This is a genomic window from Kutzneria viridogrisea DSM 43870, from assembly GCF_000525635.1.
In the GTDB taxonomy this organism is placed as follows: Bacteria; Actinomycetota; Actinomycetes; order Mycobacteriales; family Pseudonocardiaceae; genus Kutzneria; species Kutzneria viridogrisea.
The window spans coordinates 8,849,492-8,874,389 of sequence record NZ_CP007155.1; the positions used below are offsets into that span (position 1 = coordinate 8,849,492).

A 24,898-nucleotide genomic window follows, 5' to 3' on the forward strand; every position below is an offset into this window, starting at 1 on the left:
GAACGGGACTCATGCTCCCCACAGCGGGACTCGCGAGCCGGAGAGCGGGACTCGCGGGGGTGAGGGCCTAGCGGACGCGGAATCCCTTGCGCCACACGGCGTAGGTCAGCGGCACACCGGGGCGGTACGCGAGGTGTGTCACCGAGGGGGCGTCGAGCACGTGGATGTCGGCCCGCGCCCCGGGGCGCAGCACGCCGACATCGGGCCTGCGCAACGCTTGTGCGCCACCGAGTGTGGCGGCGCGGACGGCCTCCTCCACGCTCAGCCGCATCTGGAGCACCGCCGTGGCGACGCAGAACGCCATCGAGGAGGTGTAGGAGCTGCCGGGGTTGCAGTTGGAGGCCAGCGCGATGCTCGCTCCGGCCTCGATCAGCGCGCGGGCGTCCGGGAGCGGTTGCCTTGTCGACAAATCGCACGCGGGCAGCAAGGTGGCCACGGTGTCCGAACCGGCCAGGGCGTCCACATCGGACGGTGTGAGGTAGGTGCAGTGGTCGACGCTGGCCGCACCCATCTCCACCGCGAGCCGCACACCGGGCCCCGCGCCGAGCTGGTTGCCGTGTACGCGCAGGCCCAGCCCGTGTTCCTTGGCGGCCTGCAACACGGCGCGCGACTGGTCCTCGTCGAAGGCACCGGTCTCGCAGAACACGTCGGCCCACTGCACGAACGGGGCCACCGTGTCGATCATCTTGCCGCAGACCAGTTCCACGTACTCGTCGGCGTCCGACCCGGGCGGCACCAGGTGCGCGCCGAGGAAGGTCACCTCGTCGGCGAACTGCCCGGCCAGCACGGCGGAGCGCAGCTCGTCCTCGACGGTCAGGCCGTACCCGGTCTTGGTCTCCAGGTACGTCGTGCCCTGCGACACGGCCTCCACCGTGTGCCGCTGCAGCACGGCGCTGAGCTCCTCGTCGGTGGCGGCCCGGGTCGCGTCCACGGTGACCGCGATGCCGCCCGCGGAGTAGGGCCTGCCCGCCATGCGTGCGCCGAACTCGGCGGTCCGGTCCCCGGCGAACACCAGGTGGGTGTGGCTGTCCACCCAGCCGGGCAGGGCCGCACGCCCCTCGATGTCCACACGGTCGTCGGCAGCGGGCGCCTGAGCGGCCGGGCCCACCCACGCGATCCGGCCCCGGTCGATGACCAGCGCGGCCCCGGAGAGCGTGCCGAGTTCCTCGTCGTTGGTGGTCAGCTCCGCGATTCCCGTGACGACTACTGCCACAGCTCCCCCATCACCTGGTCGTAGAGCGCGCCGATCTCCCCGAGTCTGACATGCCGCCCGCCGGAGGCGACGACCCGACCGCCGATCACGACAGTGTCCACATCGGACGAAGTGGCGGCCAGCACGACCTGTTCCGGCAGGCTGCCCGCGGTGCGCGGGCTGTCCATGCGCACGGCGACCAGGTCGGCGGGTGCGCCGACGGCGATCCGCCCGGCCTCGGGCCAGCCCAGGCAGGCGTGCCCGGCCTCGGTCGAGGCGGTGACCAGTTCGGCGGGGCTGAACCGCCCGCGCTGACCGGTGCGCAGCCGCTCGCCGTGTTCCAGCGCGCGGGCCTCCAGCAGCGGGTCGATCACCACGTGCTGGTCGCTGCCAAGGGACAGCGGGCAGCCCGAGTCGGCGAGCTCCCGCGCCGGGCCGATACCGTCGGCGAGATCCGCTTCGGTCGTGGGGCAGAAACAAGCAGTAGTAACGGTTTCGCCGAGCAGCCGCCGATCGTCCACGGTCAGGTGTGTCGCGTGCACGGCAGTTGTGCGGGCCGACAGCGCACCCGCCTCGTGCAGCAGCTCGGTCGGCGTGCGGCCGTACGCCGACAGGCACGCCTCGTTCTCCGCTGGCTGCTCGGACAGGTGCACGTGCAGTGGACGGTCATCACCCGCTCCCGCAACGACCTCTCCGAGCTGATCACGCGGAACGGCTCGTACCGAGTGGATCGCGGCACCGACGCGCATCACCTCGTCGTCGCGCAGCGCCGAAACCCGGCTGGCCCAGGCATCCGCCGACCCGTCGTTGAACCGGACCTGCGGGCCGGACAGCTCGATGTCGATGCCACCGGCCAGGTAGCAGGTGTCCAGCAGGGTGAGCCGGATCCCCGCGCTGGCAGCGGCTTCCCGCAGCGCGAGCCCCATCTCGTTCGGGTCGGCGTACGGCGTGCCGTCCTGGTTGTGGTGCACGTAGTGGAACTCGCCGACACAGGACACACCGGCCACCGCCATCTCGGCGTAGACGGCGGTGGCCAGTCGCAGGTACAGCTCCGGGGTGAGCCGCTGCGCCAACTGGTACATGGCCTGCCGCCACGTCCAGAACGTGCCGCCACCGGAGTGGGTCCGCCCGCGCAGCGCACGGTGGAACGCGTGCGAGTGCGCGTTGGCGAAGCCCGGGAAGACCATGCCGCGCAACCGCTGCGCACCGAGCGGCGATCTGTCCGAAGTGGACACGCCAGCGATGACCCCGTCAGCCCCGACGCGCACCACCACACCAGCCGCCACACCGGCGGGTAGCCAGGCTCGCTCACACCAGTAGGCCGTGGTCACGACGCCAGGTCCTCCAGCACCGTGGCCAGCGCGGCGACCCCGGCCTCGCAGTCCTCCGGCTCGGCGTGTTCCTCCGGCGCGTGGCTCACACCGGTCGGGTTGCGCACGAACAACATCGCCGTGGGAACGGATCCGGCAAGGATGCCCGCGTCATGCCCCGCCCCGGTCGGCAGTGCGGGCACGCCACCGAGCACAGTGGACAGTCGATCGCGCAGCTCGTGGTCGAACACCACGGTGTCACCGTAGGACTCCTGCGTGACGCTGACCCCGCAGCCCTCCTCAGTGGCGGCCTGCCTGGCCTGGGCCATGATCTCCGCGACGACCGCCTTGGTGCTGGCGTCGTCCTCGGCGCGGGCGTCCAGCCAGACCTCGACCGAGGAGGCGATCACGTTGGTACCGCCCGGAACCGGCACGACCCGTCCGACCGTGGCCCGCGCGCCGTTCACCGCCGCCTTGCGTGCGGCCAGCACCATCCGCGCCGCAGGCAGCATCGGGTCGCGCCGGTCCTCGATCAGCGTCGCACCAGCGTGGTTGCCCTCACCGGTGAAGGTGAACCGCCAGCGGCCGTGGGCCAGGATCGAGGAGGCGAGGCCCACCGGCACGGTCAGCCCGCGCCCCTGCTCCACGTGCAGCTCCACGAAGCAGCCGATGCCCGCCAACGCCTCCGGGTCGGCGCCCAGTCGAGCGGGGTCCACACCCGCGCCACGGGCGGCCTCAGCGAGCGAGACGCCCTCCGGGTCGAGCAGGTTGCGCGCCGCGTCGGCGTCGATCGCGCCGGTCATCAACCGTGAACCGAGGCAGGGCACGCCGAACCGGCCGCCCTCCTCCTCCACGAACACGACGATCGCGAACGGCCGCCGCGGCTTGAACCCGCTGGCCCGCAAGGCATCCACCGCGGCCAGCGCGGAAACCACGCCCAGCGGCCCGTCGAAGGCACCGCCGCCGGGCACGGAGTCCAGGTGGCTACCGGTGATCACGGCGTCCGGGCCGGGGTTTCCCCACCAGGCCCACAGGTTGCCGTTGCGGTCGGCCCGCACGGACAACCCGCGCCGCTCGGCCTCCGCCGTGAACCACTCGCGCAGCTCCAGCTCGACCCGGTCGAAACCGTGCCGCGAGTAGCCGCCTCGTACCTTGTCGGCGCCGAGGTCGGTGATCGCCGCGAGCAGACCCGTCGCGGTCACCTCACTCCGCCTTCATCGGGATGCGCACCCCGCGCTCGGCGGCCACCTTGTCGGCGCGCTCGTACCCGGCGTCCACGTGCCGCAGCACGCCCATACCCGGGTCGTTGGTGAGCACGCGCTCGATCTTCTGCCCGGACAACGCCGTGCCGTCGGCCACGGTGACCTGCCCGGCGTGCATGGACCGGCCGATGCCGACCCCGCCACCGTGGTGCAGGGACACCCAGGTCGCCCCGGAGGCAGTGTTGACCAGCGCGTTGAGCAGCGGCCAGTCGGCGATCGCGTCGGAACCGTCGGCCATCGCCTCGGTCTCCCGGTACGGGGAGGCCACCGAGCCGCAGTCCAAGTGGTCGCGGCCGATCACCACGGGGGCCGACAGCTCCCCGCTGGCCACCATCTCGTTGAAGCGCAGGCCCGCCAGGTGCCGCTCCCCGTAGCCCAGCCAGCAGATGCGGGCCGGAAGCCCTTGGAAGGCAACACGTTCACCGGCCATCCTGATCCACCGCTTGAGCGGCTCGTTGTCCGGGAACAGCTCCAGGATCGCCTTGTCGGTGGCCGCGATGTCGGCCGGGTCCCCGGACAGCGCCGCCCAGCGGAACGGGCCCTTGCCCTCGCAGAACAGCGGCCGGATGTAGGCGGGCACGAAGCCGGGGAAGTCGAAGGCCCGCTCGCAGCCGCCGGCCTTGGCCTCACCGCGCAGCGAGTTGCCGTAGTCGAAGACCTCGGCCCCGCCGTCCAGGAAGCCCAGCATGGCGTTGACGTGCTCGGCCATCGACTCCCGCGAGCGGTCGGTGAACTCGTCGGGCTTCTTGGCCGCGTAGTCGTGCCAGTCGTCCAGGTCCACGCCCAGCGGCAGGTAGGCCAGCGGGTCGTGCGCGGAGGTCTGGTCGGTGACGATGTCCACCTCGACCCCGCGGCGCAGCAGTTCGGGCAGCACCTGCGCGGCGTTGCCGACCACGCCCACCGACAGCGGGCGGCGCTCCTTCTTGGCCGCCTCCACGCGGCGGATCGCCTCGTCCAGGTCGGGCGCGACCTCGTCCAGGTAGCGGTGCTCGACCCGGCGGTGCGCGCGCTGCGGGTCGCACTCGATGACCAGCGCGACCCCGTCGTTCATGGTGACCGCAAGCGGTTGCGCGCCGCCCATGCCGCCGAGCCCGGCCGTGACGGTGAGCGTGCCCGCGAGGGTGCCGCCGAACCGCTTGTCGGCCACGGCGGCGAAGGTCTCGTAGGTGCCCTGGAGGATGCCCTGGGTACCGATGTAGATCCACGAGCCGGCGGTCATCTGGCCGTACATGGTCAGCCCGGCGGCCTCCAGGCGGCGGAACTCGGGCCAGGTGGCCCAGTCCGGGACCAGGTTGGAGTTGGCGATCAGCACGCGGGGCGCCCACTCGTGGGTGCGCAGCACGCCGACGGGGCGGCCGGACTGCACGAGCAGGGTCTCGTCCTCGCCCAGGGTGGTCAGCTCGCGGGTGATCGCGTGGAAGCTGGGCCAGTCCCGGGCGGCCTTGCCGGTGCCCCCGTAGACCACCAGGTCCTCGGGGCGCTCGGCCACCTCGGGGTCGAGGTTGTTGTGCAGCATGCGCAGCGGGGCCTCGGTGGCCCAACTGCGGGCGGTCAGCTGGGTCCCGCGTGCGGCGCGAACCGGCTGGGTCATGAGAGGGCCTCCTCGGCAACCTTGGTCACGAGTCCACTTCGGACGAGTTCGGTGGCGGCGGCGATCTCCGGCGCCAGGTGGCGGTCCGGGCCGGGGCCCGCGACGTGCTCGCGCAGCAGCCGCACGACGGCGGCCGTGGCGGGCGCGGGCCGCAGCGGGGCGCGCAGGTCGAGCGCGCGGGCCGCGGTGAGCAGTTCCACGGCGAGCACGGTGGCCAGGCCGTCCACGGCGCGGCGCAGCTTGCGGGCCGCCGACCAGCCCATGGAGACGTGGTCCTCCTGCATGGCGCTGGTCGGGATGGAGTCCACCGAGGCGGGGGCCGCGAGCCGCTTGAGCTCGGAGACCACCGCGGCCTGGGTGTAGTGCGCGATCATGTGGCCGGAGTCCACTCCGGGATCGTCGGCCAGGAAGGGCGGCAGGCCGTGCGAGCGGGCCACGTCCAGCATGCGGTCGGTGCGCCGCTCGGCCATGCTCGCCACGTCGGCGACCGGGATCGCCAGGAAGTCCAGCACGTAGGCCACCGGGGCGCCGTGGAAGTTGCCGTTGGACTCGACCCGGCCGTCGGCGAGCACCGCCGGGTTGTCGATGGCCGAGGCCAGCTCGCGGTCGGCCACGGTCTCCGCGTAGGCCACGGTGTCCCTGGCGGCGCCGTGCACCTGTGGGGAGCAGCGCAGCGAGTAGGCGTCCTGCACGCGGGTGCAGTCCGGACCGCGGTGGCTGGCCACGATCTCCGACCCGGCGAGCAGCTCTGCCATCCGGGCCGCCGAGCGGGCCTGGCCGGGGTGCGGGCGCAGCGCGTGCAGGTCGGCCGCGAACACGCGGTCGGTGCCCAGCAGGGCCTCCACGCTCATGGCGGCGGTCAGGTCGGCCAGGTCGAGCAGCTGGTTCAGGTCGGTGGTCGCCAGCACCAGCATGCCCAGCATGCCGTCCGTGCCGTTGATCAGCGCGAGCCCCTCCTTCTCCGCCAGCGCCACCGGCTCGATCCCGGCCTCGGCCAGGGCCTCGGCGGCCGGGCGCAGCTCGCCGCTGGCGTCGCGGACCTGGCCCTCGCCGATCAGGGCCAGCGCCACGGAGGACAGCGGGGCGAGGTCGCCGGAACAGCCCAGTGAGCCGTACTCGTGCACGACCGGTGTGATGCCCGCGTTGAGCATCCGCGCCATGGCGTCCACAGTGGAGGGTCGGACCCCGGTGTGCCCGGTGGCCAGGGTGCGCAGCCGCAACAGGGTCAGCGCGCGGATCACCTCGCGCTCCACCTCGGGGCCCGCGCCCGCCGCGTGCGAGCGGATCAGCGAGCGTTGCAGGGCCGCGCGCCGGTCCGGCGGGATGTGGCGCACCGCGAGCGCGCCGAAACCGGTGGACACGCCGTAGGTGGGCTTGGTGGCGTTGGCCAGTTCCTCGATGTGCGCCCGGGCCTTGGTGACGGCCGCGACCGTCTCGTGCCCGAGTTCGACCGCAGCGCCCTCGCGGGCCACCGCGACGACCTGCTCACGCTCCAGCGCCTGCGCGCCGAGCGGGACTGCAACCGGGTTCGCCATGTCCCCCATCACAGCCCCAGCGCGCGGTTTGCACGAGCCCGGACGGCGTGACACCGTCTGGGATACCAGACGAACGGTGGAGTGGTGGGCGCGAGCAGCGACGTACCGGCCCTGCGCAAGGGCCTGGCCGTGCTGCGCCTGCTGTCGACCCGGCCCGGCCCCGTGTCGGCGGCGACCGTGGCCCGCGAGCTGGATCTGCCCAGGTCGACGACCTACCACCTGCTCGCCGAACTGGTCGGGGCCGGGTTCGTGACCCACCTGCCGGAGGAGCGCCGCTACGGGCTGGGCGTGGCCGCGTTCGAGCTGGGCTCGGCTTACCTGCGACACGACCCGTTGGAGCGACTGGCCCGCCCCGTGCTACGCCGACTGGTGGACCGGGTCGACGCCACCGCGCACCTGGGCGTGCTGCACGGGGCCGAGGCGCTCTACCTGCTGCGCGAGCAGCCCCGGCACCCGAACACCCTGGTCACCGACATCGGGGTGCGGCTGCCCGCGCACCTGCCCGCCTCGGGCCGCGCGATGCTGGCGCACCAGCTGTTCGCGCAGGTCCGCGCGCTGTTCCCGGGGGCGGCCAGCTTCGTGGACCGCACCGGGCGGGGGCCGCGCGACCTGCCCGCGCTGCGGCGACTGCTCTCCGCGGAGCGCCAGCGCGGCTGGGCCGTGGAGGACGGCTACGTCACCGCCGACTTCGCCTCGGTGGCCGCCCCGGTCTTCGACCACGGCGGGCGGCCCATCGCCGCGATCAGCGTGACGTTCCGGCACCTGTGCCCCGGCGAGTCGGAGTGCGGTGAGCAGTGGCCGACCCTCGCCGTGGAGGTGCGCCGCGCCGCCGTGGAGCTGACGACCCGGATCGGCGGCACCAGCCCAGTGCCATGAAAGTGCCGTTCCTGGCGTTGAACGCCAGGAACGGCACTTTCATGGCATGTGGTGGGGCGTTACAGGTGTACCTCGGCCAGCCAGTCGGCGGCGACCTTGGACGGGTCGGGGTGCGAGTCCCCGGCGACCTTGGCGTTGAGCTTGGTCAGGGTCTCGGTGTCCAGCTTGGCCGAGACCGCGTTGAGCACCTGCTTGACGGTGTCGCTGGCCTTCTTGGTGTTGATCAGCGGTACCACGTTCTGCGCGGCGAAGTTGTTCTTCGGGTCCGCCAGCACCACCCAGCCGTTGTTGGTGATCGACGGATCGGTGGTGAAGATGTCGGCGGCCTGCACGGTCCCCTGCTTGAGCGCGGTCTGGGTCAGCGTGCTGCCCGCGTCCAGGGACTTGTAGTCCGAGAACGTGCAGTTGTAGCGCTTCTCCAGGCCGGGAACGCCGTCGGGCCGGGTCTTGAACTCCGGCGGGCCGCCGAGCACGAGCTCCTTGCAGTGCGGGGCGAGGTCGGCGATCGACTTGGCGTTGTACTTGTCGGCGGTCTCCTTGGTGACCACCACCGCGTCCTTGTCCTCGGCGGCCGACTTGTCCAAAACGGACAGTCCACTCGGGAGCTTGGACTTCAGCGCCGCGTAGACCTCGTCGGAGCTGGTCGCGGTGGCTTCCTTGTCCTCGTACTGCAACAGGGTGCCGGTGTACTCCGGGATCAGGTCGATGGAGCCGTCCTTGAGCGCGGGCAGGTAGGTCTCCCGGCTGCCGATGTTCAGCTGTTTGCCGACCTTCACGCCCTTGGCCTGCAACGCGGCCGCGTAGATCTCGGCGATCAGCTTGCTCTCCGGGAAGTTCGCCGAGCCGACGGTGATCGTGTCGGAGGGGGACTGCCCACCGGAGGGCCCGCCGAGCGGGTTGCCGCCCGAGCCACCGCAGGCCGACAGGCCCAGGGTCGCCACCAGGAGGCCCACGAGTCCAGCGACGGTCTTGTTCATGCACTTGCCTTTCCACTCTTCGCGGGGGCCAGCCCCGGTGAGACCACCAGTCGTTGCAAGCCGATGAACACCAGGTCCACCACGACCGCCAGCACGGCGACCACCAGCGCCCCGGACGCGACCTGCGCGTAGTCCCGGATCGCCAGGCCGTCGAACACGTAGCGGCCCAGGCCGCCCAGACCCACGTAGGCGGCGACCGTCGCGGTGGCCACCACCTGCAGCGCGGCGCTGCGCACCCCGCCGAAGATCAGCGGCATGGCGTTGGGCACCTCCACGCTCGCCAGGACCTTCCACTCGCGCATGCCCACCCCGCGCGCCGCGTCGACGACGATCGGCTCCACGGCACGGATTCCCGCGTAGGTACCGGCCATCACCGGCGGCACGGCCAGCAGCACCAGCCCCGCGATCGCCGGTACCACGCCGATCCCGGCCAGCAGCACGACGATGGTCAGCACACCGAGGGTCGGCAGCGCGCGCAACCCATTGGCAGCGCCCACGAGCAGCAGGCCGCCGCGCCCGGTGTGCCCGACCAGGGCGCCGAGCGGGAAGCCGATCACGACGGCGATCAGCAGCGAGATCACCGTGTACTCCAGGTGTTCCAGCACGCGCACCGGAACCCCGTCCGAACCGGCCCAGTGCGCGGCGTCGGACAGCCACCCGATCAGCAGCGAGACGAAGTCCACGGCTACCTCCCCGCCCTGGTCCACGGCGTCAGCAGCCGTCCGATGAGCAGCAGCGCGGCGTCGACCACCAGCGCGAGCACGAGGGTGGCCAGCACACCGACCACCACCTCGGTCATGAACCCGATCGGGAAGCCGTCGGTGAACAGCGCCCCGTAGCCGCTGATGCCGATCAGCGCGCCGACGCTGACCAGGCTGATGTTGGACACCGCGGCGACCCGCAGCCCGGCCACGATCACCGGGACCGCCAACGGGAACTCCACACCGAGGAACCGGCGCAGCGGCCGGTAGCCGATGGCCGTCGCGGCGGCGACCACGTTGGCGGGCACCGAGGACAGCGCGTCGGCGATGGAGCGCACCAGCAGGGCCACCGTGTAGATGGTCAGCGGGATGATCACGTTGAGCGGGTCGATGATCCGCGTGCCCAGGATGCCGGGCAGGATCACGATCAGCGCCAGCGAGGGGATCGTGTAGAGCAGGCTGGACACCGACAGCAGCGTGGCGCGCGCGAACCGGGACCGGCTGGCCAGCCAGCCCAGCGGGACCGCCAGCACCAGGCCCAGCACCAGCGGGACCAGTGACAGGTACACGTGCGTGCCGGTCAGTTCCGCCAGCAGCCCCAGGTGGTCGAGGACCCAGGTCACTGCGGCACCTCACCGGCGTCGCGGGCGCTGGCCAGTGCGCGCAGCACCTCGTCGGCGGTCACCGAGCCGACCAGCGCACCCGTGCCGTCCACGGCCACGCCCAGCGCGGAGGGCGAGCTGAGCGCCGAGTCCAGCGCGCTGCGCAGCGAACCGCTGTCCACGTCGTACAGGGATCCACCGGACAGCAACACGTCCTCGGTGACCAAACCGTCCACAGTGGAGAGACGATCGGCGGAGACCCAGCCGACCGGGTGCTTGCGCTCGTCCACGACCACCGCCCAGCCCTGGCGCAATGCGGCGCGGGCCTGGTCCACCGGCGTGCCCAGCACGACCGAGGCGAGCTCGCCCACCGGCAGCCCGTCCGCGGACAGGAAGCCCAGCGCGCGGTAACCGCGGTCCCTGCCGACGAAGGAGGCCACGAAGTCGTCGGCGGGACGCGCGAGCAGCTCCGAGGGCTTGTCGTACTGGGCGAGCTTGCCGCCGGTGCGGAACACCGCGACCTTGTCCCCGAGCTTGATCGCCTCGTCGATGTCGTGCGTGACGAAGACGATCGTCTTGTCCAGTTCGTCCTGCAACCGCAGCAACTCGTCCTGCAGGCCCTCGCGCACCACCGGGTCCACCGCGCTGAACGGCTCGTCCATCAGCAGCACCGGCGGGTCCACGGCAAGCGCCCTGGCCACGCCCACGCGCTGCTGCTGGCCGCCGGAGAGCTGGGCGGGGTACCGCTTGCCCAGTTCCGAGGGCAGGCCGACGATCTCCAGCAGCTCGGCGGCCCTGCTGCGCGCCTTGCGCCGGTCCCAACCGGACAGCAGCGGCACGGTGGCCACGTTGTCCAGCACGGTCCGGTGCGGGAACAGCCCGGCCTGCTGGATCACGTAGCCGATGCCCCTGCGCAGCAGCGGCGGGTCGGACTGCCGGATGTCCTTGCCGTCCACCAGGATCGTGCCCGATGAGGCATCGATCATCCGGTTCACCATGCGCAGCGAGGTGGTCTTGCCGCAGCCGGAGGGCCCGACGAACACGGTGATCCGTCCCGGATCGACGGACAGGTTCAGTTCGTCGACGGCCACGGTGCCGTCATCGAACCGCTTGGTCACGGCCTGGAACTCGATCACACGAGATCCTTCCGGTCGTGACGGCCACTCGCCGGCCGCCGCGGTAGTGGTCGACAGTAGCCGCAACCACTGACAACGGCATGGCATTCCACCATCTGACCAGTGATGAAACCTGTTCAGCGCTGAGTCACCGGGCGGCTGCCCTGCGCTACCGGATCAGCCCGCGCGCGGCACGTGCAGCGGGCCCAACGCCAGCACGGCGCGGAACTCGCGCGGCGGCACCGGCCGGGAGAACAGCCAGCCCTGGTAGGCGTCCACGCCGACACCGTGCAGCACGTGGAACTGCGTTGCGGTCTCCACGCCCTCGGCGACACAGCTGCGGCCCATCGCCCGCGCCATGTCCACCACCGCGCGGGCCACCGCGAAGTCGGACGGGTCGTTGCCCACACCGGACACGAAGCGCCGGTCCACCTTGATGATCTGCGCGGGCAGGTCCTTGAGCCGGGCCAGCGAGGAGTAGCCGGTGCCGAAGTCGTCCACGGCGAACCGCACGCCCCGCTCCACCAGCACGCCCATCGCCTGCCGGGTACGGGAGGGCAGGTCCACCAGGGCCGTCTCGACCAACTCCAGCACCACGCGGTCCCAGTCGATGCCCGACTCGGCCACCGCGTTGGACACGGCGTCCACGAAGTCCGGGTCACCCGGGACCAGTCCGGACAGGTTCACCGCCACCGCGACCGGCTGACCGTTGGGCGCCGGCCAGGTCGAGGCCTCTCGCAGCGCCGTGCGCAGCACCCAGCGGTCCAGTTCGCGCAGCAAGTCACCCTGTTCGGCCACGGGCAGGAACACGTCGGGGGCGAGCAGGCCGCGGTCCGGGTGCGGCCAGCGCACCAGCGCCTCGGCCGTGAGCACCGTGCCGTCCACGCCGACCACCGGCTGGAAGTGCAGGGTCAGCCCGTCCTTGGCCAGTGCCTCACGGAGCTGGCCCTCCAGGTGCACCTGGCGGTCCGCCGAGGCGATCAGCGCGGCACTGGCCAGCGAGACCCGGCCGGCACCGCGCCGCTTCGCCTCGAACATCGCGGCGTCGGCGAAACGCAGCAGGTCGACCCCGGTCGCCCGGGACCCGTTGGGCACGGCGGCGCCGATCGAGGCGGACACCCGGACCAGCTGGCCGTGCACCGGCACGGCGGCGCGCAGCAGGCTGGCCACGCGGGTGGCCAGCGCGTCCACCCCGCCGACGGCCTCGATGTCCTCACAGATGATCACGTACTCGTCGCCGGAGAGCCGGGCCGCCGTGGAGCCCTCGGGCAGGCCGCCCTCCAGCCGCCTCGCCAGCGCCACCAGCAGCTCGTCGCCCGCGTCGTGGCCAAGGGAGTCGTTGACCCGCTTGAAGTTGTCGATGTCGCAGAACAGCACGGCGATGCGCTCGGCGGCCTCGCCCTGCAACAGCTTGGCCAGCATCTCCTTGACCGCGGTGCGGTTGGGCAGGCCGGTCAGCTCGTCGTGGTGCGCCTGGTGCCGCAGCGCCTCGGCGACCCGCCGCCGCTCGGTGATGTCCTGGAACACCACCAGCCAGAAGCGCCTGCCGTCGTCCTGCACGGAGATCGCGATGTGCAGCTCGCAGTAGACCAACTCACCGTCCGGGCGGACCAGCACCCGCTGCGGGATCTTGTAGCTGCGGTCGCGGTCGGCGCTCACCGAGGACACCCGCGCCACCGGGTCGCCGATCAGCTTGCCCGCGGCGGGCAGCCAGCCCGCGGGCTCGTCGGGATGGGTCAGCGCGCCCGCGGTCATGCCGCGCAACTGCTCCAGGTCGATGCCGAGCAGGTCGCACAGCGCGTCGTTGGCGTCCACCAGCCGCTCGGACTCGTCGAACAGCCCGATGCCCACCGGGGTCACCGCCACCAGATCGGTGAACCGCTGGCTGGACAGGCGCATCCGGGTCTCGGCGGCGCGCTGGTCGGTGATGTCCTGCGCGGTGCCGACCAGCCGGGTCGGGCTGTCCTCCGGGCCGGCGATGGTGCCGCCGTGGCAGCGCAGCACGCGGACCGCCCCGTCCGGGCGCACGATCCGGTGCTCGCACTCCACCGGCTCGCGGGTCGTGGCCAGCTGGTGCCACAGCTCGTCCACCCAGCTCCGGTCGTCCGGATGCACCAGGGCCAGGTAGCGCTGGTAGGTCGCCCGCTCCTGGTCGGTCACGCCGAGCAGGCCGCGCATCATGTCCGACCACAGGCACTCGTCGGTGGAGGTGTCCCACTCCCAGGTGCCCAGGTTCGCCACGCGCTGCGCGTCGGACAGCCGGCGGCGCTCCTCGCGCAGGTCACGCTCCAGTGCGCGCTGCCCGGTCACGTCCTGGATGGTGCCCATCAGCCGCACGACCTTGCCCGCGGGCGAGAGCACGGCGCGGACCCGGCAGATGTAGACCCGGTCCTCCCGCTCGCCGCGGACCTCCACCTCGATCGGCTCGTCGCTCTGCGCGTTGAGCAGCTTGTCCCGCAGGTCGGCCAGCAGCTCGCGGTCCTCCGGGTGCACCCCGCAGAGCAGGTCATCGTCCGGCTCGATGCCGACCTCTTCGTACATCTCGCGCAGCACGGCACTGCGGTGCACCGCCTGCGAATCGGCCTCGAAGCTCCAGCTGCCGATGCGCGCGATGCGCTGTGCCTCCAGCAGCCTGGCCTGCTCCAGGGCCAGCTCGCCGCTGGTCCGCAGCCGGTCGGTGACATCGCGGATGTAGCCGGTGACCAGGTGCGGCCTGCCGTCGGCGCGGAACTCCGCCTTGGCCTCGCCGCGGATCCAGCGCTCCTCGCCGTCGGGGCGCACCACCCGGTACTCGATGTCGATCGGCTCGCCGGAGAACTGGTGGTTGGCCCAGTAGTCGCGGACCTTGTCGTGGTCCTCGGGGTGCACCAGGTCCAGCACGGCCTGCGCCCCCGGCACCACCGAGCCCCGGGCCACGCCGAGGATGTCGTAGTGGTTGTCCGACCACACCGTGGTCCCGGTCTCCGGGTCGTACTCCCAGGAGGCGATGCCCGCCACGTCCTGCACCTGGGTCAGCCGACGGCGCTCCTCGCGCAGCTGCTCGGTGGCCGTGGCCAGGTCGGAGACGTCCACCAGCAGCACCGCCTGCAACCCGGTGCCGGGCACGGCCGTGCGCACCACGCGCACCGGCAGCCTGCTGCCGTCGTGCCGGTTCAGGCACAGGTCGTTGCCGACCCCGGTGATCAGCGTGCTCAGCGGTCGGCCGATCAGCTGCTGCGGACTGGGTACCCCGGTCAGCTCCGCGGCCCCGTCGTTGGCCTGCATGACCACGCCCTTGGGGTCGCACAGCAGGGACGGGGCCTCGGCGAGGGCGAGTCCGTCCAGCTCAGCGGGGGTGCGCTTGGTCAGTGGGCGGGCGGCGGCTGCCCTGGGCGCGACAGGTGCACTCCCCGTCTGCCCTGTGCGCTCAGCCACGGCTCCGCCCTTCCGCGTCGGCCACCGGGGCGGCATCGGGTGGCCAAGCCGGCGACTGCATCAGCAGTGCACGCAGGAGTCCGCCGTACCCGACGCACCCCCTGCGGTGCACCTGACTGAGCGACGGTATCGCGTTGACCGTCCAACTCACAGCCGTCCCCGCCCAAAAATCCGCACCGCGTCCCTGCCCCTTACGCGTCGCGTCCGGTCGCGGGGGCCTGCCAGCCCCGTGCGACCGGACGCGTCGGTGTCAGGTGCGCCCTTACAGTGCGGCTCAGACTACTCCGTCTGCCCTAGCCGCCTGCGCGACGGCGGCGGCCACCTCGACGGCCACCCTCGGGTCCAGGGCGCTGGGCACGATCCTGTCGGCGGCCAGCTCGTCGGTGGCCACCCCGAAGATCGCGTCAGCCGCCGCGAGCTTCATGTTCTCGGTGATCCGGCGGGCGCCGACGTCCAGCGCGCCGCGGAACACCCCGGGGAAGGCCAACACGTTGTTGATCTGGTTCGGGTAGTCGCTGCGGCCGGTGGCCACGATCGCGGCGTGCCGGGCAGCGGCCTCCGGGTGGATCTCCGGATCGGGGTTGGACAGGGCGAACACGATGGCGCCGGGCGCCATGGTCGCGATCAGCTCCTCCGGCACCTGGGAGGCGGACAGGCCGAGGAACACGTCGGCCCCGCGCAGCGCCTCGGCGATGCCGCCGCGCAGTCCGCTGGCGTTGGTGCGCCCGGCCAGTTCGACCTTGATCGGGTTCAGCCCGTCCCGGCCGGCGTGGATGATGCCGCGCGAGTCGACCACGGTCACCTCGCCCACCCCGGCGGAGATCAGGATGTTGGCGCAGGCCACACCCGAGGCACCCGCACCGGCGACCACCACGCGCAGGTCGGCCAGGTTCCGGTCGAGCACGGCGGTGGCGCCACGCAGCGCGGCCAGCACCACGATCGCGGTGCCGTGCTGGTCGTCGTGCATGACCGGGCAGTCCAGCGCCTCGATCAGCTTCGCCTCCAGCTCGAAGCAGCGCGGGGCGGAGACGTCCTCCAGGTTCACCGCGCCGAAGGAGGGCCGCAGGTGGACCAGGGTCCGCACGATCTCGTCCACGTCGGTGGTGTTGAGCACCAGCGGGATGGAGTCCAGCCCGGCGAAGTTCTTGAACAGGGCCGACTTGCCCTCCATCACCGGCAGCGAGGCGCTCGCACCGATGTCGCCGAGCCCGAGCACGGCCGTGCCGTCGCTGACCACGGCCACCAGCCGGTGGGTCCACGTGTACTTGGCGGCCAGCGCGGGGTCCTCGGCGATCGCCCTGCTCACCCTGGCCACACCGGGGGTGTACGCGATGGACAGCGCCCTCGGGTCGGCAAGAGAAGCGGTTACACCAATCCCCAACTTGCCGCCCTCGTGGGCGGTGAAGATCTCTTCGTCGGTCAGGTCGATGGCGGATTCGTTCACTGCGGTCACGGCGGCACTCCGAATGGAATGGGAGCAGGCACGGGTCAGGGGGCGGACCGTTCACGCGGCGCTGTCACGCCGCCTCGGTCACGCCTCGGCGATCAGGCCGACGGGGTTCGCGGTGGGTGTCGCTGGCCCGTCGGTGGACCTTGGGGTTCGCACAGTGTGACAGCCGATCATCACCGTGTCTGCGGCGGGGATCACATCCCGGCCTTCTTTTTCCGCAGGTCAGAGGCGGTATAGCAAGACGTCCGTTCGGCTTGTTGCACTGGCCGGTCAGTTTTCGCAGGCTATGGGCGTCACGATCGGTCAAGGAGCTAGCCTCAGCAATCATGCAGGCGCGCGAATTGACCATCTCCGGTACCTGGGAGTTCATCCCCTCGCAGTTCCCCGACAGGCGAGGCACCTTCGTGGCCCCTTTCCAGGAACAGGTCTTCCTGGAAGCGCTCGGCCACCCGCTGCGCGTCGCGCAGACCAACCACAGCGTGTCCCGCAAGGGCACCATCCGCGGGGTCCACTTCGCCGACGTGCCGCCCAGCCAGGCCAAGTACGTCTACTGCCCGCGCGGCGCCCTGCTGGACGTGATCGTGGACATCCGGGTCGGCTCGCCCACCTTCGGCCACTGGGAGGCGGTGCGGCTGGACTCCACCGAGTTCCGCGCGGTGTACATGTCCGAGGGGCTCGGGCATGCCTTCGTCGCGCTGGAGGAGGACACCGCCATGACCTACCTCTGCTCCGAGGGCTACAACCCCGGCGCGGAGCACGGCATCTCCCCGCTGGACGCCGACCTGAACCTGCCCTGGCCCGCCGAGCTGCCGCAGATCGTCTCCGACAAGGACCTCGCCGCACCCACGCTCAAGGAGGCGCTGGCCGAGGGCCTGCTGCCCAACTACGCCGACTGCATGGCGTACCGGGAGAAGCTGCTCAAGCGCTGAGCCGCCCAGGGCGCGGCCACAGCCGCCAGCCGAACACCCCGTGCACCCGCGCCGGACCCAGTTGCCGGGAGTCGGTGGTGGCGAGCGGGTTGTCCCCATGTACCACCCACCCGCCCGGCTCCTCGCGGACCGCGCGCTTGACCGACAGCTGCCCCGGCCTGGACGGCCAGCTGACCAGCACCACCGCCCCCGGCACCGGCTTCGCCCGCAGGCGCACCAGCAGCACGTCCCCGTCCCGCAGGGCAGGCGCCATCGACGGGCCGCGCACCCGCACGCGGCGGTAGGGCCACCAACCTGTTCCCGACCGGGACAACGATCACCTCCGACTGCCGCTCAAGTGTGCCCGGAGTAGGGTCAGTCACGTCGGAGCATCCACTGTCAGGGAGGAACAATGCGTCTGCTGTCGCGCATCCTCGGGCCGCGTCTGGAGGCGAGCGCGCACTGCGATCTGCCTTGCGGCGTCTACGACCCCGCGCAGGCCCGCATCGAGGCGGAGTCGGTCAAGGCGATCCAGGAGAAGTACCAGGCCAATGAGGACCCGGAGTTCCGGGCGCGCGCCATCTCCATCAAGGAGCAGCGCAGCGAGCTGGTCAAGCACCACCTGTGGGTGCTGTGGACCGACTACTTCAAGCCCCCGCACTTCGAGAAGTACCCGCAGCTGCACGAGCTGTTCAACAAGGCCACCAAGGCCGCGGGTGCCGGCGGCACCAAGGCGTCCATGGACCCGGCCAAGGGCCAGGAGCTGCTGGACCTGATCGCCGAGATCGACAAGATCTTCTGGGAGACCAAGGCGGCCTGAGTTCCAGGTCCCAAGAACGGCGCTGACCAGCGGTGACGTATCCCGCTGGGCAGCGCCGTTCTGCGTCACGTCCTCACACTTGACCCATCTGTGGGACAAACCGCCACCCGCGCCCCCGGATACGCCGACCCGCACCAATCGCCTGCCGGTTTCCAGGTAGCGATCATGAAATCGGACATGGCGCACTGATCAAAGTTCCGTTCGCGTTCACGGTAAGCCCGTCGTCGACGAACCGTCGGTCAACTTGTTTTGTTACGCGGAATCGGAACGTTTCACTCGATCGTGTAGCGCTTGACGTTCGCATGCAGTATCGACAGCCGAGAAGTAACGATGACGGTAGTTCGTTCGATGATAGAGGAAACCCGATTGGATGATCAGTTCGCCGGATACCCCGTTTTGCAGACCCCGAGTTCACACGGAGTGACCTCTGAGACGCGATTATCGAGCCGCATTCGACGTCCTCGCGCACGCTTTGGCGCAGTGCCGCGCAGATCGAGTCACCGGAACAGTGCAGATCGTGGGCAATCCGGGCGGACTGTTTCACCTGCGCGACGGTGCGGTGATCGCCGTGGACAGTTCCGGCTCGCCCGGAGCGGAGACTCTGCTGCTGTGCTCGGGCAGGATCAGTGAGGAGGACTGGACCGCGGCCCTGAGCGGGGGCGCCGAGACGCGCTCCCACCAAGCGGCACTCATCGCCCGCGGAACCATCGAGTCCACCGAACTCCAGGTCCTTGCCATGGCGGCCGCGCAGGACGGGGCGTTCGCCACCGCCGCCGGCGACATCGAGCGATACCTCGTCGTCGACGACGACCCCATCGACGTGCTGTTGCCCGTGCCGGACGGCGTCGCCCCGGACCTGCTGCTGCAGGAAACGGCCCGCCGACTGGATGCGCTTGCCTCGCTGCCGTTCCCCTTGTCGCCCTACCAGGAACGCGTGGTGCCCGTGTGCGGGACCGAGTCGCCCGCCCTGACCGCGGGACGGCGGGAGATCATCGCGCACGCCACCGGCAGGCGCAATGCGCGGGATATCGCCTTCGCGGCCGGCCGGAGCGTCTACTCGACCACTGTCGAGATTTCCCAGATGCTCAGCGAGGACCTGCTGGAAATCGCCCCACCTGCAACCTTGATCAGTCCTTCACACTGGGGATCTACCTCATTGCGCCCCCGGGCAGAAGTAGAGCGGGCCGCCGACCCCGGCATCGACCAGGTGACATCGCTGCCCACTCGCCGCCCGGGGCGGGCTATCTCGGACTCCCAGAACAACCTGAGACCGTCTGGGTGGCATGCCCTGTCTGATCTGTTCAGCCTTTCCGAAACAGAAAGCAAACATGCTGGACTATGACGCACTGTCCACCGAATTGCGAAAGCTTCGAGATAATGTCGCCGGAGTAACCGACACGATAATAGCCGCAGTCGACGGAATCCCCATCATCGCCGACTCGGCAGAAACCATCGACCCCGCAAAGATCTCCGCGCTTGCCGCCGCCGACCTCGGGATCGCACGCCAGGCGGCCGAGGTCATCGGTCTGGGCACGCTCAACCAGACCGTGGTGTTCAGCAGCAGAGGCTACATGGCCGTGTACGCCATCGGCCGGATGGCGCTGATGGTCGTACTGGGTGACAAGGGACTGAACGTCGGACGCCTCCTCCACGAGTCCCGGCCCGTGATCGAGCGGATCAGCTCGATCCTGACCTCCTAACACAGGAAGAAGAGGACACAAGGAGTACCGCGCCCCCAAGGCGCTGTACGCACACGAACAGTCGAGACACGAGGTAACCAGTCACGCTGTCTTGATCACCAGTCGATATAGGGAAGTGACGTCTTGATGAACATCGACAAAGCATTGAAGGAAGCCATGTCCATCGCTGGCGCCGTGGGTGTCGCGTTGGTCGACTATGAAAGTGGAATGTCACTCGGCTCCAGCGGTGGAGGCGATTGGCTGAACCTGGAGATCGCGGCGGCCGGAAACACAGAAGTCGTTCGATCGAAGCTTCGAGTGATGTCCTCACTCTCACTCAACGACAATATCGAAGATATTCTGATCACGTTACATCGCCAGTACCACCTGATCCGGTTGATGGACGCCGCGAAGTACCGGAACTCACTGTTCCTGTATCTGGTACTGGAGAGGGACCTGGCGAATCTCGCATTGGCTCGACACCAACTCAAGCGCGTCGAATCCGACCTGCAGATATAGGGAACCACCAAGACACGCGACTTATGTGGCACACCACCACAACCGGGCCCTGTCCAGCGGTTCTCGCGGTGTCGTTTCCGGAGCGGGTGCGGTAGAAAATCTGGCTACTTGCGCGGGTGCCGATCGCCCGCAACCTGCGGCCGCACAGCGTGATCCCGCCTGGCGTGTCATGATCACGAAGGCGATCACCGCGTGATCGACAGTAGGCGATGATCGCGGTCGTGGTCGCATTCGAGATCCACCGTGATCGGCAGACCGGCCGCCGGGCTGACTGATGGCGGTCAAGCCGCTCATGCGGAGACCGCCAAATGCGCAGCCAGCCATCGCGGAGTGGCCATCAGAACCGCCCCAGCCACCTGAACCAGCCCAGGCGCCGACGCCGTCCGCGCGGCGCGCGAGGAAGGACAAGCACCCCCACCATTCGCCGGGCCAGGCACGGCAGAACCGTCGTGCCTGGCCCCTTCTTCCTGCCCGTTTCACAGTGGTCAAGGGAGCCGGATCGAATGTCATGAAGGTGCCGTTCGCGGCGTTGAACGCCGTGAACGGCACCTTCATGACAAGTGGGGTGCTCGGCTCAGGCGATGGCCTGCCAGATGGCGGTCCAGTGGGCGACAACACCGGCCACGTCGGCATCCAGCCGCCTGCGGGTGCGCGTGGTGCGCAGCCTGCGCAGCGAACCGCGGCGCACGTCGAGGATCGCGGGCTCCCAGTCGGGCAGCACGGCCCGCATCATGTGCAGCGGGATGTTGACGGCCTCGGGGCGCAGTTCGGGGTCCTTCATGTGCAGCAGCACGGCGAGCCGTTCACCGCGGGGGCCCAGCAACCCCAGTTGCGGCACCACGTCGAACACCACGCCGGGACCGAACCACTTGGCCCGCTCCACGGGGATCAGCGTGTGCCGGGACTTGGCCAGCCACTTCAGGCAGCCGTCGTGCAGCGCCTCGTAGTGCGCCCTCCTGCTCGGCTCCGCCACGGCCTCCACAGCGGCGCCGAGCACGGCGGCCGGATCGGGATCGGCCACCGCCCTGCGGATCGCCCGCGTCATCGGCCCGTAGTACGACCAGGGCAAACGCCCCTCACCGAGGTACATCCTGCGCTGGTCCTCGACGATCCTGGTCTGCGCGCCTGGCGTGCAGTTGGCGAAGTCGACGAGGACACCGATCTTGGGGGTTCCGGACGGCAAGGCAGCACCTTCCTCTCCGCAGCACAACCCCAGTAGTTTACCACGTGGACATGCAGATATCGCTCTTCTGTTCGATCGCTTCGAACGCCAGTGCGATGGCTCACAGCCTCCGGGCGCTGTCCGCTTCGGGGCTACGATCGTCGTCCATGGCAGACAAGCAGCCGGCCGTGTACGTGATCCGGCACGGCGAGACCGAGTGGTCCCTGTCAGGCAGGCACACGGGCCGCACGGACATCCCGCTCACCGCCCACGGCGAGCAGCAGGCGCGCAAGGCCGGGGCGGTGCTGGCCGAACTGCGCGGCACCACCGTGCCGCCGAGCCTGGTGCTGGCCAGCCCGCGCGAACGTGCCCAGCGCACCGCCGAACTGGCCGGACTGCGCGTGGACGAGATCGCCGAGGACCTCAGTGAGTGGGACTACGGCGACTACGAGGGCCTGACCACCGCCCAGATCCGCGAGGACGTGCCCGACTGGACGGTGTGGACGCACCCCTGCCCCGGCGGGGAGAAGGCCGAGCAGGTCGGTGCGCGGGCCGACGCGGTGCTGGCGCGGGCCAGGCAGGCGCTGCCCAAGGGCGACGTGGTGCTGATCGGGCACGGGCACCTCAGCCGGGTGCTGATCGTGCGCTGGCTGGGCCTCGAGCCGGACAAGGGCGTGCGCATCGGCCTGGACCCCGCGGGCATCTCGGTGCTCGGCGACGAGCGCGGGCAGCCGCAGATCCTGCGCCTGAACGTGCCACCGCTGGGCGAGCTGCTCGGATGATCCGGACCATCCAGGAGTCCGATGTGGACGCGGTGGTGGAGCTCACGCGCGAGCTCGCCGTCTACGAGCGCGCCCCGGACCAGTTCCACCTGACCGCCGAGAAACTGCACGCCGCGCTGTTCGGCCCCTCACGGGCGCTGTACGGGCATGTGGCCGAAGTGGACGGTCAGGTCGTCGGCTGTGCCTTGTGGTTCCTGAACTTCTCCACCTGGCGCGGCGTGCACGGCATCTACCTTGAGGACCTGTACGTGCGGCCCGAGCACCGCGGTTCCGGGCTGGGCAAGGCACTGCTGGTGACGCTGGCCCGCGAGTGCGTCGCGCGCGGACTGGGCCGCCTGGAGTGGTCGGTGCTGAACTGGAACATGCCCGCGATCGACTTCTACAAGTCGCTGGGCGCCGAGCCGATGGACGAGTGGACCGTCTACCGGCTCGCCGACGAGGCCCTGACCGAACTGGGTTCCTAGCCGCGGAGGTGGCGGTCAGCGGCTCGCGACCGCCACCTCACCCAACCCCAGCAAGGTCAGCAGCACGAAGCAGCCGATGATCCCGGCCCGACGGGTGATCACGGCGAGCACCACGCCGCCGAGGGCGAATGCGGCCGAACTCCACGCACAGGTCAGCACCGCACCGCCGTGGAAAGGTGTCAGCACGATACCCAGGAACGCCTTGAAGCCCATGGTGAGCCACCCAAAGCCTGCCAGCGGAGTCAGCAACAGGGCGACCTGGGCCTTCGACAGCGGCTCGCGCACGGAGCCAGCATGGCCGCAGCCCCGAACTCGGCACCAGAGTGGAACTACGCAGCCGGGGGCTCGTCCTCCTGCGGCGGGGCGTACCAGTGCCGCGAGGGCGTTAGGAACAGCAGTACCAGCACGGCCACGCACCACGCGGAGATCAGCAGGTCCAGCGTCACCCATTCGGCGGGGCTGAAGTTGTACCAGACCCCGCCCAGCACCAGCAGCTGCACGAAGACCGCCGCGTTGCGCGCACCGCGCCGCCCGCGCAGCAGCAGCAGGCCGGGTGCTCCGAATGCCACGGCGATGATCAGGAAAGCCACGGCGTCCCCGTAGGCCAGTCCCGCGTACGCCAGCCCGAAAATGCCCCTGACCAGCGCGAACAGTGCGTAGACCAGGGCAGTGAGCCCCTGCAGCGCGACCAGGGCCCCGGCCAGGCGCACCGGACCGGGCGCGGCGGTTTCGGTGGGCACGGCTGTCCCCTTCTCGCTGTTCACCACGGCTGAGAGCGCATGTCACCTTGAGTGCGCACTGGCCGATCGTAGGACACCCGGTCGGCCGGTCCCGTTCGGCCGCGAAACGCGAGAAGATCTACTTGTTGTCGACGAGCAGACGGTCGTCTGGGTGCACTCGTCGCGACGGCACGACCGGCACGACGAGCGGAAGGAGACCTGCCTCACTTTCGGGTAGTCGACTCACCCGTTCGGGAGAAGTCCGTCCGGAACGCGGTCACGGACTGTCCTACTCTGCAGTAGTGCGCGCCCTCCTTGTGGTCAATCCGCAGGCGACAGCCACCACGGCTGCCGGCCGCGATGTGCTCGCGCACGCGCTGGCCAGCTCGGTGAAGTTGGACATCGTCGAGACCGACCACCGAGGGCACGCCAGGAAGGCGGCCTCCGGTGCCGCGGCAGAGGGTGTGGACCTGGTGGTCGCGCACGGTGGGGACGGCACCGTCAACGAGGTGGTCAACGGGCTGCTCGACAGCACCGACGGCGGACCGCCCCCGATGCTGGGCGTGGTGCCCGGCGGGTCGGCGAACGTCTTCGCGCGCGCACTCGGCCTGCCACGCGATCCGGTCGAGGCCACGCACCGACTGCTGATGGCCATCGAGACCGGCAGCAGACGCGAGGTCGGACTCGGCCGTGTGGAGCCGGTCGGCACCCCGGGTCGCTGGTTCACCTTCAACGCGGGCCTGGGCTGGGACGCGGACGTGGTCGCCGAGGTGGAACGCAGGCGCGACAAGCAGGCCAGCCCGCTGCTCTACGCCACCATCGCGCTGACCAGCTACTTCCGGCAGATGCGCGAGGCACCGCAGTTGCGGGTCGAGTTGCCAGGCGGCGAACTGGTGCACGACGTGCGCCTGGCGTTCGTGTCCAACACCGACCCGTGGACCTACCTGGGTGGCAAGCCGATCAGCATCAACCCGGAGACCTCCTTCGACGGCGGCCTGGGTTTGTTCGCGCTCCGTAGTCTTGGCCCCACGACCGTGGCACGCACGCTCTCGCAGATCCTGCTCCCCAAGTTCGAGCCCTCCGGCGGGAATCTTGTCCGCCGCGACGACGTTGACTACCTGCGGGTGAGCTCCTCCCAGCCGGTCCGGCTCCAGGTGGACGGCGATGACCTGGGCGAACACAGCCAGGTCGGGTTCAGCTCGGTGCCAGCGGCGCTGCGCGTGGCGGTCTGACCCCCGAGTTGCGGACTGGCCGCCGTGACCTTAGCGTAATGAGGTCGCGACACAGTAGCGATCTTTGCGACGATGACACATCGTCACGGACCGAAACCGCTGGTCAACAGCGTCGAGCTTTCAGGTGAGTTCCCTCACCGAGTTAGAGCCGACCCCTTGACATCGCGGCAGTTCGTGAAAGCATTCACAAGCACCCCGACGACCGCTGACGACAACGGCGCGCTCGTAGCGCGCCTAGCGAGGAGCTAGGAAAAATGGACTGGCGCCACCGCGCGGCCTGCCGTGACGAGGACCCCGAGCTGTTCTTCCCCGTGGGGAACAGTGGTCCCGCGTTGCTGCAGATCGCCGAGGCGAAAACCGTCTGCCGCCGCTGCCCCGTGGCGTCCGGCTGCCTTTCTTGGGCACTGGAGAGCGGGCAGGACGCCGGCGTGTGGGGCGGGATGAGCGAAGACGAGCGTCGTGCCCTGAAGAGGCGCAACGCCCGCACCCGCGCTCGCAGCAACGCCTGACGAAGCATTTTCCCCGCGGATGTACTGAGGGCCTGGAATCTTCCCCGAGATTCCAGGCCCTCAGTACGTTCCGGATCTT

Annotated in this window: 25 protein-coding genes; 10 read left to right on the plus strand and 15 right to left on the minus strand. The window is 70.3% G+C overall.

Features of this window, described 5'->3' with window-relative positions; all coding sequences use genetic code 11:
• Positions 1-67: 67 nt before the first annotated feature.
• From hutI to hutH, 5 genes are read right to left on the minus strand one after another with little or no spacing between them, the layout of a single operon-like run.
• Positions 68-1,213, minus strand: a complete 1,146-nt coding sequence (gene hutI / locus KALB_RS38545) for an imidazolonepropionase (RefSeq protein ID WP_025361017.1) — start codon at positions 1,211-1,213, stop codon at positions 68-70.
• Entirely contained in the window at positions 1,204-2,523 is a 1,320-nt protein-coding gene (locus tag KALB_RS38550; RefSeq protein ID WP_025361018.1) for a formimidoylglutamate deiminase, read from the minus strand. The genes hutI and KALB_RS38550 overlap by 10 nt, the downstream gene beginning before the upstream one ends.
• Positions 2,520-3,704 carry an allantoate amidohydrolase gene (locus tag KALB_RS38555; protein WP_025361019.1) on the minus strand — a complete coding sequence of 395 codons (1,185 nt, stop codon included), beginning with the start codon at positions 3,702-3,704 and terminating at the stop codon, positions 2,520-2,522. The genes KALB_RS38550 and KALB_RS38555 overlap by 4 nt, the downstream gene beginning before the upstream one ends.
• Position 3,705: 1 nt before the next feature.
• Positions 3,706-5,355, minus strand: coding sequence for a urocanate hydratase (gene hutU, locus KALB_RS38560; RefSeq protein WP_025361020.1), 1,650 nt, complete (start codon positions 5,353-5,355; stop codon positions 3,706-3,708).
• Entirely contained in the window at positions 5,352-6,890 is a 1,539-nt protein-coding gene (gene hutH / locus KALB_RS38565; protein ID WP_025361021.1) for a histidine ammonia-lyase, read from the minus strand. The genes hutU and hutH overlap by 4 nt, the downstream gene beginning before the upstream one ends.
• An 84-nt stretch (positions 6,891-6,974) precedes the next feature.
• On the opposite strand from hutH, the gene KALB_RS38570 reads away from it, so the two are divergent.
• Positions 6,975-7,766, plus strand: coding sequence for an IclR family transcriptional regulator (locus KALB_RS38570; protein ID WP_025361022.1), 792 nt, complete (start codon positions 6,975-6,977; stop codon positions 7,764-7,766).
• Positions 7,767-7,825: 59 nt separating this feature from the next.
• On the opposite strand, the gene KALB_RS38575 is transcribed toward KALB_RS38570, so the two are convergent.
• From KALB_RS38575 to KALB_RS38600, 6 genes are all read right to left on the minus strand, one after another.
• Positions 7,826-8,743 carry an ABC transporter substrate-binding protein gene (locus KALB_RS38575; protein WP_025361023.1) on the minus strand — a complete coding sequence of 306 codons (918 nt, stop codon included), beginning with the start codon at positions 8,741-8,743 and terminating at the stop codon, positions 7,826-7,828.
• Positions 8,740-9,426, minus strand: coding sequence for an ABC transporter permease (locus KALB_RS38580; protein ID WP_025361024.1), 687 nt, complete (start codon positions 9,424-9,426; stop codon positions 8,740-8,742). The genes KALB_RS38575 and KALB_RS38580 overlap by 4 nt, the downstream gene beginning before the upstream one ends.
• Positions 9,427-9,428: 2 nt before the next feature.
• Complete coding sequence (locus KALB_RS38585; RefSeq protein ID WP_025361025.1) at positions 9,429-10,067, minus strand: ABC transporter permease; 639 nt, start codon at positions 10,065-10,067, stop codon at positions 9,429-9,431.
• Positions 10,064-11,182: an ABC transporter ATP-binding protein gene (locus tag KALB_RS38590; RefSeq protein ID WP_025361026.1), complete on the minus strand. Its 1,119-nt coding sequence runs from the start codon at positions 11,180-11,182 to the stop codon at positions 10,064-10,066. Before KALB_RS38590 ends, KALB_RS38585 begins: the two co-directional genes overlap by 4 nt.
• Before the next feature lie 156 nt (positions 11,183-11,338).
• Positions 11,339-14,575: a bifunctional diguanylate cyclase/phosphodiesterase gene (locus tag KALB_RS38595; RefSeq protein ID WP_025361027.1), complete on the minus strand. Its 3,237-nt coding sequence runs from the start codon at positions 14,573-14,575 to the stop codon at positions 11,339-11,341.
• 274 nt (positions 14,576-14,849) lie between these two features.
• Positions 14,850-16,028 carry an NAD(P)-dependent malic enzyme gene (locus tag KALB_RS38600; protein WP_025361028.1) on the minus strand — a complete coding sequence of 393 codons (1,179 nt, stop codon included), beginning with the start codon at positions 16,026-16,028 and terminating at the stop codon, positions 14,850-14,852.
• Between the two features lie 323 nt (positions 16,029-16,351).
• Between KALB_RS38600 and KALB_RS38605 the strand changes: the two genes are divergently transcribed.
• Positions 16,352-16,954, plus strand: coding sequence for a dTDP-4-dehydrorhamnose 3,5-epimerase family protein (locus KALB_RS38605; RefSeq protein ID WP_025361029.1), 603 nt, complete (start codon positions 16,352-16,354; stop codon positions 16,952-16,954).
• Here KALB_RS38605 and KALB_RS38610 read toward each other — a convergent pair.
• A complete protein-coding gene (locus KALB_RS38610; protein ID WP_318296364.1) occupies positions 16,944-17,228 on the minus strand; it encodes a S24 family peptidase in 285 nt (94 codons plus the stop codon). The genes KALB_RS38605 and KALB_RS38610 overlap by 11 nt on opposite strands.
• A 117-nt stretch (positions 17,229-17,345) precedes the next feature.
• On the opposite strand from KALB_RS38610, the gene sodN reads away from it, so the two are divergent.
• The 4 genes from sodN (at position 17,346) to KALB_RS38630 (ending at position 19,951) form a co-directional block, all read left to right on the plus strand.
• On the plus strand, positions 17,346-17,753 hold the full coding sequence (gene sodN / locus KALB_RS38615) for a superoxide dismutase, Ni (protein ID WP_025361031.1): 408 nt from the start codon (positions 17,346-17,348) through the stop codon (positions 17,751-17,753).
• Positions 17,754-18,270: 517 nt separating this feature from the next.
• The gene (locus KALB_RS38620; protein ID WP_148309817.1) at positions 18,271-19,095 is read left to right on the plus strand and encodes a MarR family transcriptional regulator; all 825 of its coding nucleotides are present in this window, start codon (positions 18,271-18,273) and stop codon (positions 19,093-19,095) included.
• Entirely contained in the window at positions 19,082-19,453 is a 372-nt protein-coding gene (locus tag KALB_RS38625; protein ID WP_236650110.1) for a roadblock/LC7 domain-containing protein, read from the plus strand. The genes KALB_RS38620 and KALB_RS38625 overlap by 14 nt, the downstream gene beginning before the upstream one ends.
• A 126-nt stretch (positions 19,454-19,579) precedes the next feature.
• Positions 19,580-19,951, plus strand: a complete 372-nt coding sequence (locus tag KALB_RS38630; protein WP_025361034.1) for a hypothetical protein — start codon at positions 19,580-19,582, stop codon at positions 19,949-19,951.
• A 574-nt stretch (positions 19,952-20,525) separates the two neighbouring features.
• Here KALB_RS38630 and KALB_RS38635 read toward each other — a convergent pair.
• Entirely contained in the window at positions 20,526-21,134 is a 609-nt protein-coding gene (locus KALB_RS38635; protein WP_025361035.1) for a hypothetical protein, read from the minus strand.
• 146 nt (positions 21,135-21,280) lie between these two features.
• Here KALB_RS38635 and KALB_RS38640 point away from each other — a divergent pair, with 146 nt between their 5' ends.
• Positions 21,281-21,895 (plus strand): acid phosphatase, encoded by a 615-nt coding sequence (locus tag KALB_RS38640; protein ID WP_025361036.1) that lies wholly within the window; start codon positions 21,281-21,283, stop codon positions 21,893-21,895.
• The gene (locus tag KALB_RS38645; protein ID WP_025361037.1) at positions 21,892-22,359 is read left to right on the plus strand and encodes a GNAT family N-acetyltransferase; all 468 of its coding nucleotides are present in this window, start codon (positions 21,892-21,894) and stop codon (positions 22,357-22,359) included. Before KALB_RS38640 ends, KALB_RS38645 begins: the two co-directional genes overlap by 4 nt.
• Before the next feature lie 15 nt (positions 22,360-22,374).
• On the opposite strand, the gene KALB_RS38650 is transcribed toward KALB_RS38645, so the two are convergent.
• A complete protein-coding gene (locus KALB_RS38650; protein ID WP_025361038.1) occupies positions 22,375-22,644 on the minus strand; it encodes a hypothetical protein in 270 nt (89 codons plus the stop codon).
• A gap of 44 nt (positions 22,645-22,688) precedes the next feature.
• Complete coding sequence (locus KALB_RS38655; RefSeq protein ID WP_042223094.1) at positions 22,689-23,099, minus strand: hypothetical protein; 411 nt, start codon at positions 23,097-23,099, stop codon at positions 22,689-22,691.
• Positions 23,100-23,380: 281 nt separating this feature from the next.
• Between KALB_RS38655 and KALB_RS38660 the strand changes: the two genes are divergently transcribed.
• Positions 23,381-24,310: a diacylglycerol/lipid kinase family protein gene (locus KALB_RS38660; RefSeq protein ID WP_025361040.1), complete on the plus strand. Its 930-nt coding sequence runs from the start codon at positions 23,381-23,383 to the stop codon at positions 24,308-24,310.
• A 254-nt stretch (positions 24,311-24,564) separates the two neighbouring features.
• Positions 24,565-24,819 (plus strand): WhiB family transcriptional regulator, encoded by a 255-nt coding sequence (locus KALB_RS38665; RefSeq protein WP_025361041.1) that lies wholly within the window; start codon positions 24,565-24,567, stop codon positions 24,817-24,819.
• Positions 24,820-24,898 lie beyond the last annotated feature (79 nt).

What these genes read in the sequence shown, in the direction of transcription:
- KALB_RS38640 (WP_025361036.1), top strand. Translation starts at nt 21,281, where the DNA reads ATGGCAGACAAGCAGCCGGCCGTGTACGTGATCCGGCACGGCGAGACC.
- hutU (WP_025361020.1), bottom strand. Translation starts at nt 5,355, where the DNA reads ATGACCCAGCCGGTTCGCGCCGCACGCGGGACCCAGCTGACCGCCCGC.
- hutH (WP_025361021.1), bottom strand. Translation starts at nt 6,890, where the DNA reads ATGGCGAACCCGGTTGCAGTCCCGCTCGGCGCGCAGGCGCTGGAGCGT.
- sodN (WP_025361031.1), top strand. Translation starts at nt 17,346, where the DNA reads ATGCGTCTGCTGTCGCGCATCCTCGGGCCGCGTCTGGAGGCGAGCGCG.
- KALB_RS38645 (WP_025361037.1), top strand. Translation starts at nt 21,892, where the DNA reads ATGATCCGGACCATCCAGGAGTCCGATGTGGACGCGGTGGTGGAGCTC.
- KALB_RS38605 (WP_025361029.1), top strand. Translation starts at nt 16,352, where the DNA reads ATGCAGGCGCGCGAATTGACCATCTCCGGTACCTGGGAGTTCATCCCC.
- KALB_RS38575 (WP_025361023.1), bottom strand. Translation starts at nt 8,743, where the DNA reads ATGAACAAGACCGTCGCTGGACTCGTGGGCCTCCTGGTGGCGACCCTG.
- KALB_RS38665 (WP_025361041.1), top strand. Translation starts at nt 24,565, where the DNA reads ATGGACTGGCGCCACCGCGCGGCCTGCCGTGACGAGGACCCCGAGCTG.
- KALB_RS38630 (WP_025361034.1), top strand. Translation starts at nt 19,580, where the DNA reads ATGAACATCGACAAAGCATTGAAGGAAGCCATGTCCATCGCTGGCGCC.
- KALB_RS38625 (WP_236650110.1), top strand. Translation starts at nt 19,082, where the DNA reads ATGCTGGACTATGACGCACTGTCCACCGAATTGCGAAAGCTTCGAGAT.